The sequence below is a fragment of the Sphingomonas phyllosphaerae genome (assembly GCA_036946405.1).
GTDB classification, from domain to species: Bacteria; Pseudomonadota; Alphaproteobacteria; order Sphingomonadales; family Sphingomonadaceae; genus Sphingomonas; species Sphingomonas phyllosphaerae_D.
In genome coordinates this window covers 1658111-1676235 of the sequence record JAQIJC010000001.1, presented here as the reverse complement: position 1 = coordinate 1676235, position 18125 = coordinate 1658111, and the positions used below count along the sequence as shown (strand labels likewise).

The following is an 18125-nucleotide window of genomic DNA, read 5'->3' as shown; positions in this document are numbered from 1 at the left end:
TCGGCTCCAGCTAAAGTTGCGCACGCCCCCCGGCGTCCGTGCGCGATTAACCATAGCTTCGGTCCGTCACGAAGTCGTTAACGCGCGCCTCGCCGCTTGCCTCCCACGCTTCGCCGACTAACAGGCGGTATATGCCCATCAAGCTCGCGGTTTTCGACTGTGACGGCACGCTCGTCGACAGCCAAGCCAACATCTGCCGCGTCATGGAACACGCGTTTGCGACGTTTGGACTGCCCGCTCCGCCGCGCGCCGCGACTCGCGCGATCGTCGGGTTGAGCGTCGTCGAGGCGATGACATTGCTCGCCCCGGCGCTGGACCCTGCGACGCATCTGGCGCTCAGCGACACGTACAAGGCGACCTTTCGCCGGATGCGCGAAGCCGGCGAGCTGGACGCCGAGCCGCTGTACGACGGGTTGGTCGCCGCGCTCGACGCGCTGGCGGCGGACGGCTGGTCGTTCGGCGTCGCGACCGGCAAGTCGGATCGCGGCCTCGCGCATGTGCTGGCGGTGCATGGCCTCGCCGACCGTTTCGTCACGCTCCAGACCGCCGACCGTCATCCGTCGAAGCCCGATCCCGCGATGCTGCGCGCCGCGATGGCGGAGGCGGGCGCGCTGCCCCATATGACCGCGATGATCGGCGACACCACTTTCGACATGGCGATGGCTCGCGCGGCGGGTGCGCGCGCGATCGGCGTCAATTGGGGCTACCACCGCGAGGCGGCCTTGTGGCAGGCCGGGGCGGAGCGCCTCGCGCAGCGCTGCGCCGACCTGCCCCGGTGTCTGGCGGAATGTCTGGCGGCATGAGCGATCCGGCACGCGCGCGCTGGGCAGCGATCGTCGCGACGCGGCTGGCGGGAACCGCCGGCGCGTTGTTGGGGGTGGTGTTGCTCGGGCGCGCGCAGGCGCTTCCGGCGAAAATACTCGGGGTGGCGATCGTCGTCAGCGCCCTGTGGATGATCGCCACCGTGCCGCGCGCGCTGGCACGGCGCTGGAGGAGCCCGAAGTGAAGCGTTTCTGGACCGAGGTGTCGGTGGACGCCGACCGCGCGATCCGGCTCGACACGCGCCCGGTGCGGACGCCGGGACGCGCGCCGCTCGCGCTGCCGACGCTCGCACTGGCCGAGGCGGTCGCCGACGAATGGCGCGCGGTCGGCGAGACGCTCGACCCGCGTGCGATGCCGCTGACCGGGCTCGCCAATGCCGCGATCGACCGGATTGCGCCGGCACCTGACTCGTTCGCCGCCGGGCTGGCGGCCTATGCCGAAAGCGACCTGCTCTGCTACCGCGCCGACGCGCCCGCCGAGCTGGTCTCCCGGCAAGCCGCGGCGTGGGACCCGCTGCTCGACTGGGCGCGCGACCGCTATGACGTGCATTTCGCGATCGTCACCGGCGTGATGCACCGCGCGCAGCCGCCCGCGACCGTCGCGCGGCTCGGCGAAGCGGTGACGAGTCACGACGCCTTCGCGCTCGCGCCGCTGTCGCCGCTGGTGACGCTGACCGGCACATTGGTCGGCGCGCTGGCGCTTGCGGAGGGTGCGGTGACGCCGGACGCGCTGTGGACGGCGGCGATGGTCGACGAGAACTGGCAGGCCGAACGCTGGGGCGAGGACCCGCTCGCGACGCAGGCGCGCGAGGGCAAGCGCCGCGACTATGACGCGGCGGCGCGGTTCCTGTCGTTGCTGGACGGTGGTTGCGACCACGATCGCGAATAAGGCATACCCCCGTAACGATCGACGACGGGATGGATGAACGATGCGGGCGAGCGGAATGATGGCGATGATCGCGGCAGCAGCGATCGCAGGAGCGCCCGCACTGGCGCAGGATAGCGACGGGAGCGATCATCCGCTGCTTCCGCGCTACGTCGGTGCGGAGATCGACGGCTATCGGGGGCCTTCGCAGGACGAGGTGACGATCCCGACCGGCCCGATCGCCGCCGAGGATGACACCGCCAACCGTCGTCTGCTCACCGGGATCGTCACCCATATCGATTATCGTATCAAGCCGGCGACCGCCCCGCTGCAGATTGAGCGTTATCATGCCGATCTGCTGAAGGCCGCCGGGTTCGAGACGGTGTTCGCCTGCACCGGGCCCGCCTGCGGGCGCGACATGGGCGCGCTGATCCTCAATTCGGGGAAGATCGCGCCGAACGGACTGGCAGACGGATTGTTCAACGACCGTATCCGCGTGCGCATCGCGCGGCGCGCCGACACCTGGGTGCTGCTCCACATCGCCGAGGGGCCGGACCGGTCGCAAGTATTCGAGACGGTGGTCGAGGACGCGACGGCGGAGCAGTGACGGCATGCCCGTCAACACGCATCGGCGAAAAGCGCGATAATTGATCGCAAAACCCGTCATTCCCGCGCAGGCGGGAATCCAGACGCGCAGGTCTTTGCAACAGCCACTGCCGTAAGAGATTCTGGATTCCCGCCTGCGCGCGAATGAGCGTCCTCGCCCCTACCCCGCCGGTGTGCGCAGCTTGCGGATGAAGCCGATCAGCCCGGTCTGCCGCGAGCGCTTCAGCCGCTCGGCGGCGAGGATCGTCTTCACCTTGGCGTAGCAGCTCTCGACATCGTCGTTGACCAGCACATAATCATAGCCGTCCCAATGGCTGATCTCGGCATCGGCGCGGCTCATCCGGCGCTCGATGATCTCCTGCGCATCGGTGGCGCGGCCCTCCAGCCGGCGGCGCAGTTCCTCCATCGATGGCGGCAGGATGAACACCCGCACCACGTCGCCGCCCGCGATCTGGTGGAGCTGCTGCGCGCCCTGCCAGTCGATGTCGAACAGCACGTCCTTGCCGTCCGACAGCATCGCATCGACCGGCGCGCGCGGCGTGCCATAGCGTTGGTCGAAGACGTGCGCCCATTCGAGAAATTCGTGATTGCCGACCATCTCGCGGAATTTCTCCAGCGAGACGAAATGGTAATCGCGCCCGTCCTGCTCGCCCTTGCGGATCGCGCGGGTGGTGGCGGACACCGACAGCGACAATTCGGGCTCGCTGGCGAGCAACATCCGCGCGATCGTCGACTTTCCCGCGCCGGACGGCGAGGACAGGACGAACAACAATCCGCGACGCTTCATATGGTGCGGGTCGGCGGGGAGGCGATCGGGCATGGGGGCTGATGCCCCGCCCCGCCCGCTTGCGTCAAGCGCGCAGCCGCGCCGCGTGCCACGCCAGATGATCGGCCATGAAGGTCGAGATGAAATGATAGCTGTGGTCGTAGCCCGGCTGCATCCGCAACGTCAGGTCGATACCGGCATCGGCGCAGGCGGTGGCGAGCAGATCGGGGCGGAGTTGCTCGGCGAGAAACGAATCGGCATCACCCTGATCGATCAGGATTTCCGGCACGCGCGCGCCATCCTCGATCAGTGCGACCGCGTCGTGGCGGCGCTTGCCGGGCGCGTCGTCGCCGAGATAGCGGTCGAGCGCCTTGCCCCACGGCACCTTCGTCGGGGCGACGATCGGCGCGAAGGCCGAAACGGCGCGGAACCGCTCCGGGTGGCGAAGCGCGACGGTCAGCGCGCCGTGCCCACCCATCGAATGTCCCATCATCGACTGGCGGGCCATGTCGGCGGGGAAGTGTTCGCCAACCAGCGCGGGCAGTTCGGCGGTGACATAGGACCACATGCGATAATGCGTCGCCCATGGCTGCTCGGTCGCGTCGACGTAGAAGCCCGCGCCCTTGCCGAAATCCCACGCATCCTCATCGGGCACGTCATCGCCGCGCGGACTGGTGTCCGGCGCGACGAAGATCAGCCCGTGCTCGGCGCAGGCGCGGCGGAACTCGCCCTTGTCGGTGACATTGGCGTGCGTGCAGGTCAGCCCCGACAAATACCACACCACCGGCAACGTCGTGCCCGCCGCGTGCTCGGGGACATAGACCGAAAAGGTCATGTCGGTGCCGGTCGCGGTCGAGCGGTGGCGATACACGCCCTGCGTCCCGCCATGCGCGCGAGCGGTGGAGACGATTTCCATGGATGATCCTTTCAAGGCCGTTCTGTCAGGACATCGCCCCTATCCGTCACCCCGGACTTGATCCGGGGTCCCGCTCTTTAACTTCGGTCACCCCGAGAAGCGGGGCCCCGGATCAAGTCCGGGGCGACGAAATCGGGGGTGTCATTGCGAGCGCAAGCGAAGCAATCCAGTGAGTCGCGCGGAACTCTGGATTGCTTCGCTACGCTCGCAATGACGGCGCCGCTCACGCCGGCACGCGATACGCCCCGCACAGCTTGTTGCCGTCCGGATCGCGCAGATAAGCGAGGTAAAGCTGCCCGAACGGGCTGGTCCGCACCCCAGGCGCGTCCTCGATCGCGGTGCCACCATGGGCGACGCCTGCGTCATGCCACGCCTGCGCCTGCTCCGGCCCGCTCATCCGAAAACCGATCGTCCCGCCATTGGCGTGGCACGCCGGCTCGCCGTCGATCGGACGCGAGATCATGAACAGCGCGCCGTCATGCGCATAGACGACGCGGCCCTTGTCGTCCTGCCGCCCCTCGCGCCCGCCCAGCGCCGCGAAGAGCGCGTCGTAGAATGTCTTCGAGCGCGCCACGTCGTTAGACCCGACCATCACATGACTGAACATCGTCGTCCCCTCCCTCAATATACCACGACGCTGCGGATGCTCTCGCCGGCATGCATCAGGTCAAAGCCCTTGTTGATCTCGTCCAGCGTCAGCCGATGCGTGATCATCGGATCGATCTGGATCATGCCGTTCATATACCAGTCGACGATCTTCGGCACATCGGTGCGCCCGCGCGCGCCGCCGAATGCGGTGCCCTTCCAGACGCGCCCGGTGACGAGCTGGAACGGTCGCGTGCTGATCTCCTTGCCCGCCTCGGCGACGCCGATCACGATCGACTCGCCCCAGCCGCGATGCGCGCTTTCCAGCGCCTGCCGCATCACGACGGTGTTGCCGGTGCAATCGAACGTATAATCGCCACCGCCATCGGTCAGCGCGACCAGATGCTGGACGACGTCGCCGACGTCCCTCGGATTGACGAAGTCGGTCATCCCGAACTGCCGCCCCCAATCCTCGCGATCGGGGTTGATGTCGACCCCGACGATCCGCGCCGCGCCGGCCAGCCTCGCGCCCTGGATGACGTTGAGCCCGATCCCGCCGAGCCCGAACACGATCACCGTCGCGCCGACCTCGACCTTGGCGGTGTTGACCACCGCGCCGACCCCGGTGGTGACGCCGCAGCCGATATAGCAGCTGGTGTCGAACGGCGCGTCCGGCCGGATCTTCGCCACCGCGATCTCCGGCAGCACGGTGAAGTTCGAGAAGGTCGAGCAGCCCATATAATGGTAGATCGGCTGCCCCTTGTAGCTGAAGCGCGTCGTGCCGTCGGGCATCAGGCCCTTCCCTTGCGTCGCGCGGACCGCGGTGCACAGGTTGGTCTTGCCGCTGAGGCACGACTTACACTGGCGGCACTCGGGCGTGTAGAGCGGGATGACGTGATCGCCCGGCGCGACGCTGGTCACGCCCGCGCCGACCTCGCGGACAATCCCGCAACCCTCGTGGCCGAGCACGCTGGGAAACAACCCCTCGCTGTCGAGCCCGTCGAGCGTATAGGCATCGGTGTGGCAGATGCCGGTCGCCATGATCTCGACCAGCACCTCACCTGCCTTCGGACCTTCGAGATCGAGTTCAACGATCTCTAGCGGCTTCTTCGCCTCGAACGCGACGGCGGCGCGGGTCTTCATGGGGCAACCTCTTCGTGACTGGTGCGCGGGGTCTTAGGCGTCGATCAGGGACGGTTTCAAGGCTCGCTACACGCGGACTGTCCGGCCGACACGCTCCACCGTTCGTGCTGAGCTTGTCGAAGCACGCGAACAAGGCGCGCCCTCCGCAACACGCACTTCGACAAGCTCAGTGCGAACGGTTTGGTTTCGGCGCTCGCTGCTCTAGACCACACCCATGACCAATCGCCCCCTCGCCGGCCTGCGCGTCCTCGAACTCGCGCGCATCCTCGCCGGACCATGGGCGGGGCAGTTGCTCGCCGACCTTGGCGCCGACGTCATCAAGGTCGAGCGCCCCGGCGAGGGCGACGACACCCGCCACTGGGGCCCACCGTTCGTCGCCGACACGCCCGGCGAGCGCGGCTCGGCCGCCTATTATCACGCCTGCAACCGCGGCAAGCGCTCGGTGGCGATCAACATCGCCACCTCGGAGGGACAGGCGCAGGTGCGCGCGCTCGCCGCCGGGGCAGACGTGGTGATCGAGAATTACAAGGTCGGCGGGCTGACCAAATACGGCCTCGACCCCGCCGCGCTGCGCGCCGCCGATCCGCGGCTGATCGTCTGTTCGATCACCGGCTTCGGGCAGGACGGCCCCTATGCGCAGCGTGCCGGCTATGACTTCATCATCCAGGGCATGGGCGGGATGATGTCGATCACCGGCGAGCCCGACGGCTCGCCGCAAAAGGGCGGCGTCGCGCACGCCGACCTGTTCACCGGCGTCTATGCGACGGTCGCGGTCCTTGCCGCCGTGGTAGCACGCGCGTCGAGCGGCGTCGGCACGCATATCGACATGGCGCTGCTCGACACGCAGGTCGCGGTGCTCGCCAATCAGGCGCTCAACTGGATGGCGAGCGGCGTGGTGCCGCAGCGCGTCGGCAACGGCCACCCGAACCTCGCGCCGTACCAGAGCTTCCCGACCAGCGACGGCGACCTGATCGTCGCGGTCGGCAACGATCGCCAGTTCGCGAAGCTATGCGCGGTGCTGGCGGTGCCGGCGTTGGCCGAGGACGCACGCTTCGCGACCAATCCGGCGCGCGTGGCCAACCGCGCCGCCTTGCTCCCGCTGCTGGTCGCGCGCACCGTGCTGTGGCGCGGCGCCGATTTGCTCGCCGCGCTGGAGGCGGCGGGGGTGCCGGTCGGCCCGGTCAACCGCATCGATCAGGTCTTCGCCGACCCGCAGGTGATCGCGCGCGGGATGCAGCTGGCGATGGCCGGCATCCCCGGCCTCGCCTCGCCGATCCGCTTTGATGGCGAGCGCGCGGTGGCGGCGCGACCGAGCCCACGGCTTGGGGAACATGCTGGGGCGGCGTGGCTGTGAGACAAAGGAAGGGAGCATCCCGCTTCTGTATCGCATTGGGTCCCAACTAAAGATGCCCGGTCGCGTCCAGGGCAAGATGTTCGGGTTACCGATGGCGGTCGTCCATTGAACACGATTTTTCCCGTTTCCACGTGTCCCTTGGGAGGTTTCGGGAAAGTGCAATCGGGAACAGGTTTTGGGAAAGCGAAACCCGCAGGCATCCGTCAGCGCGACCGGCGCAGCGTGAGCCCCGTGATTGGTTCTCTTGCGGGAATGATGCCGGCGCCGGTTGCGATATAATTATCGGCCAAGTGGCATGTCCCCATTCGACATGGCAGGGAGTGATCCGAAAGATCGCCCGAGATACCAAGCATGTCCGATTGCCGGATCGCACACCTGTCCATCACGAGGCACGAGGCACGCTCCCCCGATCCGAGCGAGGCTTGCCTTTGGCTTGGTTACTTTATCGAAGAAGCGCTTGAACGTGGCTGGGCTGAGAACGAGCTCCCGCCTGACGCCATGCAGTTTGCCGCGCTATGGGATTATCATGGCGAGCGTGCCAATGGCGGACATGCTCAATATTATGAGAACAGGGATGGCGATCTAACCGCGTTGAGGAACGGATCGGAACTTCTTGGCCGTATTGGTCTGAGCCAACATGGAAAGCTAATCAATCACTTTATCGAGATCGCAAATACAAATGAAGATCGTATCAATGACCTTTATGCCAGCGGCAACAATGAGAATGTGAAAACTATATTCTACGACCTCGACGACTCGTTTGCGGAGTTGGAGATAAGCGAGGGCAAGCTCCTACATCATCTTCATGCCTGGGTTTTGCAGCAAAATTGGGTTGTTGTTGATGGTGCGGATGGCCCGGCCAACACCGATTGGTTGCGGCACATCGTTCCCGAGCCTCCATTGCGCGCAGCCCGCATGGCTGCACGCGAGAGACGCCGTCACGCTGAACATCACGGGTCGATGATGGCCCTGATCCATAAGCTCTGGCGTCGCTAACTACGGCCGACTTCCCGCATCCGGCTTCCCGATACTCGATCGTTTTCGGAAAAAGAGGCTGCACTGCATTTCGGCTAATGCGCCCCCCGCCCCCTCGCACCTACCCCAACGGCGCCCGCACCGGCACCCCCGCCGCCGCCAGCGCTTCATGCGCCTCCGCCACCGTCGCCTGCCCGAAGTGGAAGATCGACGCCGCCAGTACCGCCGAGGCGTGCCCCTCGACCACCCCCGCGACCAGATCGTCCAGCGACCCGACCCCGCCGCTCGCCACCACCGGCACCGCGGTGCGGTCGGCGATCGCGCGGATCAGGTCGAGGTCGTAGCCGCCCTTCGTGCCGTCGCGGTCCATCGACGTCACCAGCAACTCGCCCGCCCCCAGCTCGGCGAGCCGCAGCGCATGCTCAACCGCGTCGATCCCGGTCGCGCGCCGCCCGCCGTGCGTGAACACCTCCCAGCTGTCGCCGCTGCGCCGCGCGTCGATGCTGGCGACGCAGCACTGGCTGCCGAACCGCTCGGCGATGTCGGCGACCACCTCGGGACGCGCCACCGCGGCGGAATTGACCGCGACCTTGTCCGCGCCGGCCAGCAGCAGCGCGCGCGCATCCTCGGCGGTGCGCACCCCGCCGCCGACGGTCAGCGGCATGAAGCACACCGCCGCGGTGCGCCGCACGACGTCGAGGATCGTGCCGCGCGCCTCATGGCTGGCGGTGATGTCGAGGAAGCAGAGTTCGTCCGCCCCCGCCGCGTCATAGGCGCGCGCCTGTTCGACGGGATCGCCGGCATCGATCAGATCGACGAAATTGACGCCTTTGACGACGCGCCCGCCGGCAACGTCGAGGCACGGGATCACACGGGCGCGAACGGTCATGCGCGGCTCATGCCCGCGCGGCGGCAGCGGGGCAAGCGGATCACTCGGCCCGCTCCGCATAGCGCCGCGCCAGCCACGCGCAGACGAACAATTGCACCTGATGGAAGATCATCAGCGGCAACACGACCAGCCCGACGCTGTGCGACGGGAACAGGATCGCCGCCATCGGGATGCCGCTCGCCATGCTCTTCTTGGACCCGCAGAAGACGGTCGCGATCTCGTCGGGTACCGTAAAGCCCAGCGCGCGCGACGCCAGCGTCATCGCGCCGATCACGATCGCGAGGATCACCAGCGAGACGAGCACGATCGCCACCAATGTCAGTGGCGAGACATGCTGCCACAGCCCCGCGACTACCCCGGCGCCGAACGCGGCATAGACGACCACCAGCACCGATCCGCGATCGACCACCTTGGTCAGCAGCGGATGCGCGAGCAGCCACGCCTGCGCCCACGGCCTGATCGCCTGCCCGACGACGAACGGCAGCAGGATCTGGAGGGCGATGTCGCGCAGCGCGTCGAGCGACAGCCCGCCGCTCGCGGTCGCGAGCAGTTGCGCGACCAGCAACGGGGTGATGACCACGCCGACGAGGTTCGACAGCGACGCGCTGCACAGCGCCGCGGGGACGTTGCCGCGCGCGATCGAGGTGAAGGCGATCGACGACTGGACGGTCGACGGCAGCAGACAGAGATACAGCAGCCCGGTGACGATCGGCGCCGGCAGCCACGCGTGCGTTGCCGCCGCGACGCCGAGCCCGATCAACGGGAACAGCAGGAAGGTGCTGGCGAACACCAAAAGCTGTAACCGCCACTGCGCCAGCCCTGCCCAGATCGCCTGCGGCGCGAGCCGCGCGCCGTACAGCAGGAACAGCAACGCCACGGCGACGGTGGTGCCATGTTCGACCCACACCGCCGCTTGCCCACGCGCCGGCAGCACCGCGGCGAGCGCGACGGTCGCGATCAGCAGCAGCAGGAAGCGGTCGGCGCGCGCCAGCACCGCCTCGATACGCCCCGTCCTCACGCGAGTCAGCGTCCCGCCACCCGCAGCGCGTCGCCGAGGTCGAGCCGCCCGTCGTACAAGGCGCGCCCGGTGATGACGCCCTCGACGCCGTCATCGGCGTGCGCGGCGAGCTGGTGGATGTCATCGATATCCGCGACCCCGCCGCTCGCGATCACCGGGATGCGCACTTCACGCGCCAGCGCGACGGTCGCGGCGACGTTGCAGCCCTTGAGCAGCCCGTCACGCCCGACGTCGGTGAACAACACCGCCGCGACGCCCGCATCCTCGAATTGCCGTGCGAGGTCGGCGACGCGGGTGGTGGACACCTCCGCCCAGCCCTTTGTCGCGACCATCCCGTCGCGCGCGTCGACCGCGACGACGATCTGCCCGGGATAGCGCGCCGCCATGTCGCGGACGAACTGCGGCTGTTCGAGCGCGGCGGTGCCGATCACCACGCGCGCGACGCCGAGGTCGAGCCACGCCGCGACCGCCTCGGGCGTGCGGATGCCGCCGCCAAGCTGCACCTTGCCCGGAAAGGCCGCGACGATCCCGCGCACCGCCTCACCGTTGACGCTCTCGCCCGCAAACGCGCCATCGAGATCGACGACGTGCAGATGCGTCGCCCCCGCCGCCGCGAAGGCGCGCGCCTGCGCCGCCGGATCGTCGCCATAGACGGTTGCGCGCGCCATATCGCCCTCGGCGAGCCGGACGACCTGCCCGCCTTTGAGGTCGATCGCGGGGAAGACGATCAGGGACGCCATGCCAGAAACCTTTCGAGCAGCGCCAGACCGTAGCGCTGGCTCTTTTCGGGGTGGAATTGCACGCCCAGCACCGTGTCGCGTGCGATCGCGGCGGTCACTGACCCGGCATGGTCGGTGGTCGCGACCACGCCATCGCCGGCAAAGGCGTAGCTGTGGAGGAAATAGGCCTCGCCGGGGACGATCAGCGGATGGTCGTCGGTCGGCACCACGTCGTTCCAGCCCATGTGCGGGACTTTGGCGTCGCTGCCCGCCGGGTCGATCCGCCGCACGCTGCCCGCGATCCAGCCGAGCCCCTTGTGGACGCCGAGCTCTTCACCGGTTTCGGCGAGCAATTGCATCCCGACGCAAATGCCGAGAAACGGCGCGCCCTGCCCCAGCGCACGCTCCTCCAGCGCCGCGACCATCCCCGGCACCGCGCGCAGGTTCGCCGCGCAGGAACCGAACGCGCCGACACCGGGCAGCACGATCCGGTCCGCACGCCGCACCACCTCCGGGTCGGCGGTGACGGTCAGATCGGCGCAGCCCGCCGCGCGCAACGCATTCTCGACCGAGTGGAGGTTGCCGGCCTGATAGTCGATCAGCGCGAGCGTCATGCCCCCTCGCTTTCTTCGTCATGCCGGACTCTTTCCGGCATCCACCGTTCCACAAACACGCCAGCCATAGTGTTCGCGGCACGGTGGACCCCGGAACCAGTCCGGGGTGACGTCGTGCGCGGAGCCGGCGTCCCGAACCCCGAGGTCACAATATCCCCTTGGTCGAGGGGATCGCATCGGCCTTGCGCGCGTCGATCTCGACCGCCGCGCGCAGCGCGCGCGCCAGCCCCTTGAACATGCTCTCGGCGATGTGATGGTTGTTGTCGCCGTACAGCGTCTCGATGTGCAGCGTAATCCCGGCGTTCTGCGCGAAGCTGTGGAAGAAATGCTGGAACATCTCGGTGTCCATGTCGCCCAGCCGCGCCTGCGAGAAATGCGCGCGCCACACCAGCCACGGCCGCCCCGAGATATCGAGCGCGACGCGGGTCAGCGTCTCGTCCATCGGGCTCAGCGCGTCGCCGTAGCGGCGGATTCCGCGCTTGTCGCCGAGCGCCTGCGCCACCGCGCTGCCGATCGCCAGCGCGGTGTCCTCGACGGTGTGATGCGCGTCGATATGCAGGTCGCCGTCGCAGCGGACGTGCAGGTCGATCAGCCCGTGGCGCGAGAGCTGTTCGAGCATATGGTCGAAGAAGCCGACGCCGGTCTTCACGTCGTAGACGCCCGTCCCGTCGAGGTTGACGGTAACGGCGACCTTCGTCTCCGAAGTGTCGCGGCGGATCGTGGCGGTGCGCATATCGCGTCGTCCATAACGCGCATGACGTTCCAAGCAACCTTGACCATGCCGCGCACCGCGCTACCCATGGCGGCCATGAGCGATATGCTGCCCGACAGCCTGATACCTTACGACGAAATCGTGCAGGAAGCCCTGCGCGCGGTCGTGGGACGCGTGCTGGGAACCGTGGCCGAGTCGGGCGGTCTGCCGGGCGAGCACCACTTCTACATCACCTTCAAGACGCAAGGACCCGGGGTCGACATCCCGCAGCGGCTGATCGAGCGTTTCCCGGACGAGATGACGATCGTGCTTCAGAACCGCTTCTGGGACCTGACGGTCGATCAGGAGCGCTTCTCGGTGGGCCTCAGCTTCAACCAGGTGCCGTCGAAGCTGGTCATTCCCTATTCGGCGATCACCGGCTTCCACGACCCGACGGTCAATTTCGAGCTGCGCTTCCAGGCGCAGGAAGGCCCCGGCGACGGCCCCGGCCCGCACGACCCGGCCGAGAACGACGGTCCGAGCGTGACGCCGGTCGAGGACGGCTCGAACGTCGTGGCAGTGGATTTCAAGAGGAAGAAGTGACCGCGCCAGCGGCGCACCGGTGCGCCGCGGTCGCGAAGCGAGGCGCGGGCACGGCCGGCGCGCAACAAGCGCGTCCGACGTCATGGGATTTACTCCCATGACGTGCCTAACTGGTCCGTCACCCCGGACTTGATCCGGGGTCCCGCTTCTGCCGCGATCGGAAGAAGCGGGGTCCCGGATCAAGTCCGGGACGACGACAGAAAGGTTCACCGCATGATCGACCACATCCCCAATCCGGGCGAGGCCGAACTCGACGCGATCCTCGCGCCGCTCGCCGCCCACAACGACGCCGCCGCCGGCCCGACCGAGCGGCACAAGGTCGCGCTGGTCCTGCGCGACGAGGCCGGCACCGCGATCGGCGGCTTGTGGGCGGAGGCGAGCTACCGCTGGCTGTTCGTCAAATATCTCGCGCTCCCGCCGGACGCCCGCGGCAAGGGACAGGGCCGCGCGCTGATGCTGGCGGCGGAGGACGAGGCGCGGCGGCTGGGCTGCGTCGGGATCTGGCTCGACACGTTCAGCTTTCAGGCGCGCGGCTTCTACGAGAAGCTCGGCTACGGCGTGTTCGGCCAGATAGACGACTACCCGCCCGGCGAGGCACGCTTCTTCCTGTCGAAGCGAATCGGCTGAGCCACACACCCGTCATCCCCCAGCCACCCCTTCCGTCATCCCCGCGCAGGCGGAGATCCAGAACCTCTGACGTCGCGGCCCTTGCGAAAACCTGCGCGTCTGGTTTCCCGCCTTCGCGGGAATGACGAAGGTATATGTACGGGCGGACGGGGAGCGGCTTGCGCAACGACCGCCCGCCCGGTCAGTTATCCCCGCATGATCCACGCCACCCGCACCGAAACCGACTCGATCGGCCCCATCGAAGTCCCCGCCGACGCTTATTGGGGCGCGCAGACCGAGCGCAGCCTCGAGAATTTCCCGTTCGGCGCGCGCGAGCGGATGCCGATCGAGATCGTCCACGCGCTGGCACGCGTCAAACAGGCCGCCGCGCGCGTCAACCGCCGCCACGGGCTCGCCGCCGACAAGGCCGAGGCGATCGAACAGGCCGCGCAGGAAGTCGCATCGGGCCAGCTCGACGACCACTTCCCGCTCGTGATCTGGCAGACCGGCAGCGGTACGCAGAGCAACATGAACGTCAACGAGGTGATCGCCGGCCGCGCCAACGAGATCCTGACCGGCACGCGCGGCGGCAAGTCGCCCGTCCACCCCAATGACGACGTCAATCGCGGGCAATCCTCGAACGACAGCTTCCCGACCGCGCTGCACATCGCCTGCTCGATCGCGGTGCGGCAGCGGCTGTTGCCGGCGGTCGAGCGGCTCCACGCCGCGCTCGACGCCAAGGCGCAGCAATGGCGCGACCTCGTCAAGATCGGGCGCACGCATCTGCAGGACGCGACCCCGCTGACGCTCGGCGACGAATTCTCCGGCTATGCGCACCAAATCTACCGCTGCCTCAGGCGGATCGGGCCGGCGGTCGAGCAGGGCACCGACCGGCTCGCGCAGGGGGGCACCGCGGTCGGCACCGGGCTCAACGCGCCCGCCGGGTTCGCGCGCGATGTCTGCGCCGAACTCGGCGCAATCACCGGCATCGCGTTCAGCCCGGCCGAGAATTTCTTCGAGGCGCTGGCGAGCAACGATCCGCTCGTCCATCTGTCGGGCACGCTCAACACGCTGGCGGTGGCGTGCACCAAGATCGCCAACGACATCCGGCTGCTCGGCTCCGGCCCGCGCTGCGGGCTCGGCGAACTCGACCTGCCCGCCAACGAGCCGGGCAGCTCGATCATGCCCGGCAAGGTCAATCCGACCCAGTGCGAGATGCTGACGATGGTCGCGGCGCAGGTGATCGGCAACCATGTCGCGGTGACGGTCGGCGGCGCGCAGGGGCATCTCGAACTCAACGTCTTCAAGCCGGTGATCGGCGCGGGGGTGCTGCGCTCGATCGACCTGCTCGCGACCGGCTGCGACAGTTTCGCCGAGCGCTGCGTCGAGGGGCTGACCGCCAACGAGGCGCGGATCGGGGAACTGCTCGACCGCTCGCTGATGCTCGTCACCGCGCTAGCGCCCGAGATCGGCTACGACAATGCCGCGAAGATCGCCAAGCACGCCCACGCCGAAGGGCTGACGCTCAAGGAGGCCGGGCTCGCGCTGGGGCTGGTCGATGCGGAGACCTTCGACCGCGTGGTGCGACCCGAGGCGATGCTGGGGCGTTCGTAAGGCCCGTCGCCCCGGATTTGATCCGGTATCCACATTCTATGTTGCAGCCCATGCAGAACTAAAGCGCCACCCCGGCGAACGCCGGGGCCCAGTTGGGAGGCGCTGATGAGGTGCGTCGCGCTTCATCTCTCCGGCCTTTCCAACTGGGCCCCGGCCTTCGCCGGGGTGACGACCATAACTTGCCGGAACCCCGCCGCCCTACCGGCATTGTTGATGCGAAACGAACAGGGGTCATCACCATGGGTGCTACCACGATCGGCGCGCTGATCGGCGGCGCGATCGACTCGATGTCGGGCGACGACAGCGCGGCGGACGGCGCATTGTACGGCGCGATCACCGCCAATGTCCTGAAGGTCGTGCTGCCGGTGGTGGCGACCTGGGCGATCGGCTGGGGCGTGCTGAAGGGAATCGAAATCCTCGGTGACAGCGTATCGGAAAGGATCAAGGCATGATTCGCAGCATATTGGGTGGATTGATCGGGCGCGAACTCGACCGGCGCGGGCGTAACGGTGGCGCGGGCGGCGCGATCCTGGGCGCGGTCGCCGCCCGCGCGGTGACGCGGATGGGCCCGCTCGGCTGGGCGCTGGGCGGCGCCTATGTCGCGAAAAAGGCCTATGACCGGCACCGCGCGAGCAAGGCAGGCCAGCCGTCGCGTTACCCGCCGGCGGTTTGATCTCTCGATCGTCACCCCGGACTTGTTCCGGGGTCCACCGTTCCGCAGATCAGACGCGCGCACGCTCGCGAAACGGTGGATGCCGGAACAAGTCCGGCATGACGGGCAAGGCGTTCGCCGGGGTTTGGCCGCGTCCGGCATGACGACACCTTGCATCATTCTTGACCCCGCCCGCGCGACGCGGCACCCCGTCGCCATGACCGCTACCGACACGTTCGACCGGCTGTTCGCGACGATCGCCGCGCGCAAGGGCGCCGATACCGACGGCTCGTACACCGCCTCGCTGTTCGCGCGCGGCCGCGCCCGGATCGCGCAGAAGATCGGCGAGGAAGCCACCGAGATCGTCATCGCCGCGATGGGGCAGAGCCCACGCGCGATCATCCCGGAGGCGGCCGATTTCATCTACCATCTCTTCGTGCTGCTCGCCGATGCCGGACTGACCCCCGACGACATCCGCGCCGAGCTGGCGAAGCGCGAGGGCACCAGCGGACACGAGGAAAAGGCCGCGCGCGGCCCGCTTCCCCTCTCCTTCCGCCCCGAATGAGGACGAGCGCATGAGCGTCGACGCCACCCTGCCCTATGACGACGGCAACATCTTCGCGCGGCTGCTGCGCGGCGAGATCCCGTCGAAGCGTGTCTACGAAGACGATCATACGATCGTCTTCCACGACATCGCCCCTTGGGCACCGACGCACCTGCTGGCGGTGCCACGCGGCAGCTACGTCAGCTGGGATGATTTCTCCGCCAACGCCAGTGAGGCGGAGATCGTCAGCTTCACCCGCGCGATCGGGCAGGCGGCGCGCGCCGCCGGGCTGGTCGCCAGCGGCTATCGGCTGCTCGCCAATACCGGGCGCGATTCGCATCAGGAGGTGCCGCACCTGCACGTTCACATTCTCGGCGGGCGCGCGCTGGGTCCCATGCTGGTGCATAACGACGGCCGCGAATGAAACCGTCATCGTAACGCAACACTATTGCGCGCGCGCGATCCGCCGCTAGGCTCCCGTCATCTGAGATTCCGGGGGCTTCGACCTACATGATATTCGGGCGCGTCAAACCTCTCGACGCCATCCTCGCCACCGCCGAGAAAAAGTCGCTGCATCGCACGCTCGGCTGGTTCCAGCTCACGCTGTTCGGCATCGGCTGCGTGATCGGCACCGGCATCTTCGTGCTGACCGCGGCGGGCGCGCAAAAGGCCGGTCCCGGTCTGATGCTCGCCTTCGCGATCGCCGGCGCGATCTGCATCGTCGCCGCGCTCTGCTATGCCGAGATCGCGGCGATGATCCCGGTGGCGGGATCGGCCTATACCTATACCTATTCGACGATGGGCGAGTTGCTCGCCTGGACGGTCGGCTGGGCGCTGATCCTCGAATATGCGGTCGCCGCCAGCGCGGTCGCGGTCGGCTGGTCGGGTTATTTCACCGGCACGATCCTCAACCAGTTTCTCGGCGTCCATCTGCCACCCTGGCTGTCGGCAGCGCCGCTGGCACTGGGCGGCGCACCGGGCGGGCTCATCAACCTGCCCGCGGTGGTGATCGCGCTGCTCATCACCTGGCTGCTGATGATCGGCACCACCGAGAGCGCGCGCGTCAACGCCGTGCTGGTCGCGATCAAGGTCACCGCGCTGACCGCGTTCGTCGCGCTGACGTTGCCGAGCGATTATTTCAGCACCGATCGCTTCAACCCGTTCCTGCCCGCGGGCGTCTTTGGCGGCTTCGGCACCGGGGTGGGTGCGGTCGGCGCGGCGGCGACGATCTTCTTCGCCTATGTCGGGTTCGACGCGGTTTCGACCGCCGCCGAGGAAACCAAGGATCCGCAGCGCAACGTGCCGATCGGGCTGATCGGGTCGCTGCTGTTCTGCACCGTCTTCTACATCCTCGTCGCGGCGGGCGCGATCGGCACGATCGGCGGGCAGCCGATCATGGGGCCGAACGGCATCCCCTTCCCGGCCGGCTCCGAGGAACTGGCCCGCGAATGCGCGCTGCCGCAGTATAAGGATGCTTTGGTCTGCTCGGGCGAGGCACTGGCGCACGTCCTGCGGACGATCGGCTGGTCGGGGATCGGCAATCTGCTCGGCATCGCCGCCTTCGTCGCGCTGCCGTCGGTGATCCTGATCCTGATGTTCGGCCAGACGCGCATCTTCTTCGTGATGAGCCGCGACGGCCTGCTCCCGGAGCGGCTGTCGACCGTCCACCCGAAGTGGAAGACCCCGCATATCGTCACCGCGATGACCGGCGTCGGCGTCGCCTTTGCGGCGGCCTTCCTGCCGGTCGGTCAGCTGGCGGACATCGCCAATGCCGGGACGCTCTACGCCTTCGCGATGGTCGCGGTGGCGGTGATGATCCTGCGCCGCACCGCCGCCGCGCACCCCCGCAGCTTCCGCACCCCGGCGCTGTGGCTGGTCGGGCCGCTGACGATCGTCGGCTGCGTGTTCCTGTTCTTCAACCTGCCCTCGGCGGCGATGCTGGTGCTGCCGATCTGGGGCGCGATCGGGCTGGTGATCTACTTCGGCTACAGCCGCCGCAACAGCCATCTCGGGCGCGGGATCGTCGAGGTCCACGAAACACACTGATCGCGGGGATCGCGCAGCAAAACGGGCCGGGCGGAGCGATCCCCCCGGCCCTTTTTACGTCGCCCCTGCGCCGGGCAGGGCCCCATGTCTGTCTCGTA

23 protein-coding genes are annotated in these 18125 nt (G+C 68.0%); 14 read left to right on the top strand and 9 right to left on the bottom strand.

Features of this window, described 5'->3' with window-relative positions:
* The first annotated feature begins 131 nt into the window (after positions 1-131).
* The 4 genes from PGN12_08035 to PGN12_08020 are packed head-to-tail and all read left to right on the top strand — an operon-like array spanning position 132 to position 2293.
* Complete coding sequence (locus PGN12_08035; protein MEH3103842.1) at positions 132-803, top strand: HAD-IA family hydrolase; 672 nt, start codon at positions 132-134, stop codon at positions 801-803.
* The gene (locus PGN12_08030; GenBank protein ID MEH3103841.1) at positions 800-1006 is read left to right on the top strand and encodes a hypothetical protein; all 207 of its coding nucleotides are present in this window, start codon (positions 800-802) and stop codon (positions 1004-1006) included. The genes PGN12_08035 and PGN12_08030 overlap by 4 nt, the downstream gene beginning before the upstream one ends.
* Positions 1003-1710 carry an ATPase gene (locus PGN12_08025; GenBank protein MEH3103840.1) on the top strand — a complete coding sequence of 236 codons (708 nt, stop codon included), beginning with the start codon at positions 1003-1005 and terminating at the stop codon, positions 1708-1710. Before PGN12_08030 ends, PGN12_08025 begins: the two co-directional genes overlap by 4 nt.
* A gap of 40 nt (positions 1711-1750) precedes the next feature.
* Entirely contained in the window at positions 1751-2293 is a 543-nt protein-coding gene (locus PGN12_08020) for a hypothetical protein (protein MEH3103839.1), read from the top strand.
* Positions 2294-2452: 159 nt separating this feature from the next.
* Here the strand turns inward: PGN12_08020 and gmk are convergent, their stop codons facing one another.
* From gmk to PGN12_08000, 4 genes are all read right to left on the bottom strand, one after another.
* On the bottom strand, positions 2453-3112 hold the full coding sequence (gene gmk, locus PGN12_08015) for a guanylate kinase (protein ID MEH3103838.1): 660 nt from the start codon (positions 3110-3112) through the stop codon (positions 2453-2455).
* A 31-nt stretch (positions 3113-3143) separates the two neighbouring features.
* Entirely contained in the window at positions 3144-3974 is an 831-nt protein-coding gene (gene fghA / locus PGN12_08010) for an S-formylglutathione hydrolase (GenBank protein ID MEH3103837.1), read from the bottom strand.
* Positions 3975-4197: 223 nt separating this feature from the next.
* Complete coding sequence (locus tag PGN12_08005; protein ID MEH3103836.1) at positions 4198-4581, bottom strand: VOC family protein; 384 nt, start codon at positions 4579-4581, stop codon at positions 4198-4200.
* A gap of 14 nt (positions 4582-4595) precedes the next feature.
* The gene (locus tag PGN12_08000; GenBank protein MEH3103835.1) at positions 4596-5702 is read right to left on the bottom strand and encodes an S-(hydroxymethyl)glutathione dehydrogenase/class III alcohol dehydrogenase; all 1107 of its coding nucleotides are present in this window, start codon (positions 5700-5702) and stop codon (positions 4596-4598) included.
* A 214-nt stretch (positions 5703-5916) separates the two neighbouring features.
* Here PGN12_08000 and PGN12_07995 point away from each other — a divergent pair, with 214 nt between their 5' ends.
* A complete protein-coding gene (locus tag PGN12_07995; protein ID MEH3103834.1) occupies positions 5917-7056 on the top strand; it encodes a CaiB/BaiF CoA-transferase family protein in 1140 nt (379 codons plus the stop codon).
* 351 nt (positions 7057-7407) lie between these two features.
* Positions 7408-8052 (top strand): DUF4375 domain-containing protein, encoded by a 645-nt coding sequence (locus PGN12_07990; protein ID MEH3103833.1) that lies wholly within the window; start codon positions 7408-7410, stop codon positions 8050-8052.
* Between the two features lie 100 nt (positions 8053-8152).
* Here PGN12_07990 and hisF read toward each other — a convergent pair whose 3' ends face one another.
* The 5 genes from hisF to hisB form a co-directional block, all read right to left on the bottom strand.
* On the bottom strand, positions 8153-8920 hold the full coding sequence (gene hisF / locus PGN12_07985) for an imidazole glycerol phosphate synthase subunit HisF (GenBank protein ID MEH3103832.1): 768 nt from the start codon (positions 8918-8920) through the stop codon (positions 8153-8155).
* A gap of 40 nt (positions 8921-8960) precedes the next feature.
* On the bottom strand, positions 8961-9938 hold the full coding sequence (locus tag PGN12_07980) for a bile acid:sodium symporter (protein MEH3103831.1): 978 nt from the start codon (positions 9936-9938) through the stop codon (positions 8961-8963).
* Positions 9939-9943: 5 nt separating this feature from the next.
* Positions 9944-10678 carry a 1-(5-phosphoribosyl)-5-[(5-phosphoribosylamino)methylideneamino]imidazole-4-carboxamide isomerase gene (hisA, locus tag PGN12_07975; GenBank protein ID MEH3103830.1) on the bottom strand — a complete coding sequence of 245 codons (735 nt, stop codon included), beginning with the start codon at positions 10676-10678 and terminating at the stop codon, positions 9944-9946.
* Complete coding sequence (gene hisH / locus PGN12_07970) at positions 10666-11271, bottom strand: imidazole glycerol phosphate synthase subunit HisH (protein MEH3103829.1); 606 nt, start codon at positions 11269-11271, stop codon at positions 10666-10668. Before hisH ends, hisA begins: the two co-directional genes overlap by 13 nt.
* A 145-nt stretch (positions 11272-11416) precedes the next feature.
* The gene (gene hisB / locus PGN12_07965; protein ID MEH3103828.1) at positions 11417-12004 is read right to left on the bottom strand and encodes an imidazoleglycerol-phosphate dehydratase HisB; all 588 of its coding nucleotides are present in this window, start codon (positions 12002-12004) and stop codon (positions 11417-11419) included.
* Positions 12005-12079: 75 nt separating this feature from the next.
* Here hisB and PGN12_07960 point away from each other — a divergent pair, with 75 nt between their 5' ends.
* From PGN12_07960 to PGN12_07925, 8 genes are all read left to right on the top strand, one after another.
* Complete coding sequence (locus PGN12_07960) at positions 12080-12565, top strand: ClpXP protease specificity-enhancing factor SspB (GenBank protein MEH3103827.1); 486 nt, start codon at positions 12080-12082, stop codon at positions 12563-12565.
* A 213-nt stretch (positions 12566-12778) separates the two neighbouring features.
* Positions 12779-13192: a GNAT family N-acetyltransferase gene (locus tag PGN12_07955; protein ID MEH3103826.1), complete on the top strand. Its 414-nt coding sequence runs from the start codon at positions 12779-12781 to the stop codon at positions 13190-13192.
* A 198-nt stretch (positions 13193-13390) separates the two neighbouring features.
* Positions 13391-14785: a class II fumarate hydratase gene (gene fumC / locus PGN12_07950; protein ID MEH3103825.1), complete on the top strand. Its 1395-nt coding sequence runs from the start codon at positions 13391-13393 to the stop codon at positions 14783-14785.
* A gap of 239 nt (positions 14786-15024) precedes the next feature.
* Positions 15025-15237 (top strand): hypothetical protein, encoded by a 213-nt coding sequence (locus tag PGN12_07945; GenBank protein ID MEH3103824.1) that lies wholly within the window; start codon positions 15025-15027, stop codon positions 15235-15237.
* The gene (locus PGN12_07940; GenBank protein ID MEH3103823.1) at positions 15234-15458 is read left to right on the top strand and encodes a hypothetical protein; all 225 of its coding nucleotides are present in this window, start codon (positions 15234-15236) and stop codon (positions 15456-15458) included. Before PGN12_07945 ends, PGN12_07940 begins: the two co-directional genes overlap by 4 nt.
* A gap of 196 nt (positions 15459-15654) precedes the next feature.
* Positions 15655-16002, top strand: coding sequence for a phosphoribosyl-ATP diphosphatase (locus PGN12_07935; GenBank protein ID MEH3103822.1), 348 nt, complete (start codon positions 15655-15657; stop codon positions 16000-16002).
* A 10-nt stretch (positions 16003-16012) separates the two neighbouring features.
* Entirely contained in the window at positions 16013-16405 is a 393-nt protein-coding gene (locus PGN12_07930; GenBank protein ID MEH3103821.1) for an HIT domain-containing protein, read from the top strand.
* 86 nt (positions 16406-16491) lie between these two features.
* On the top strand, positions 16492-18027 hold the full coding sequence (locus PGN12_07925; protein MEH3103820.1) for an amino acid permease: 1536 nt from the start codon (positions 16492-16494) through the stop codon (positions 18025-18027).
* Positions 18028-18125: the final 98 nt, after the last annotated feature.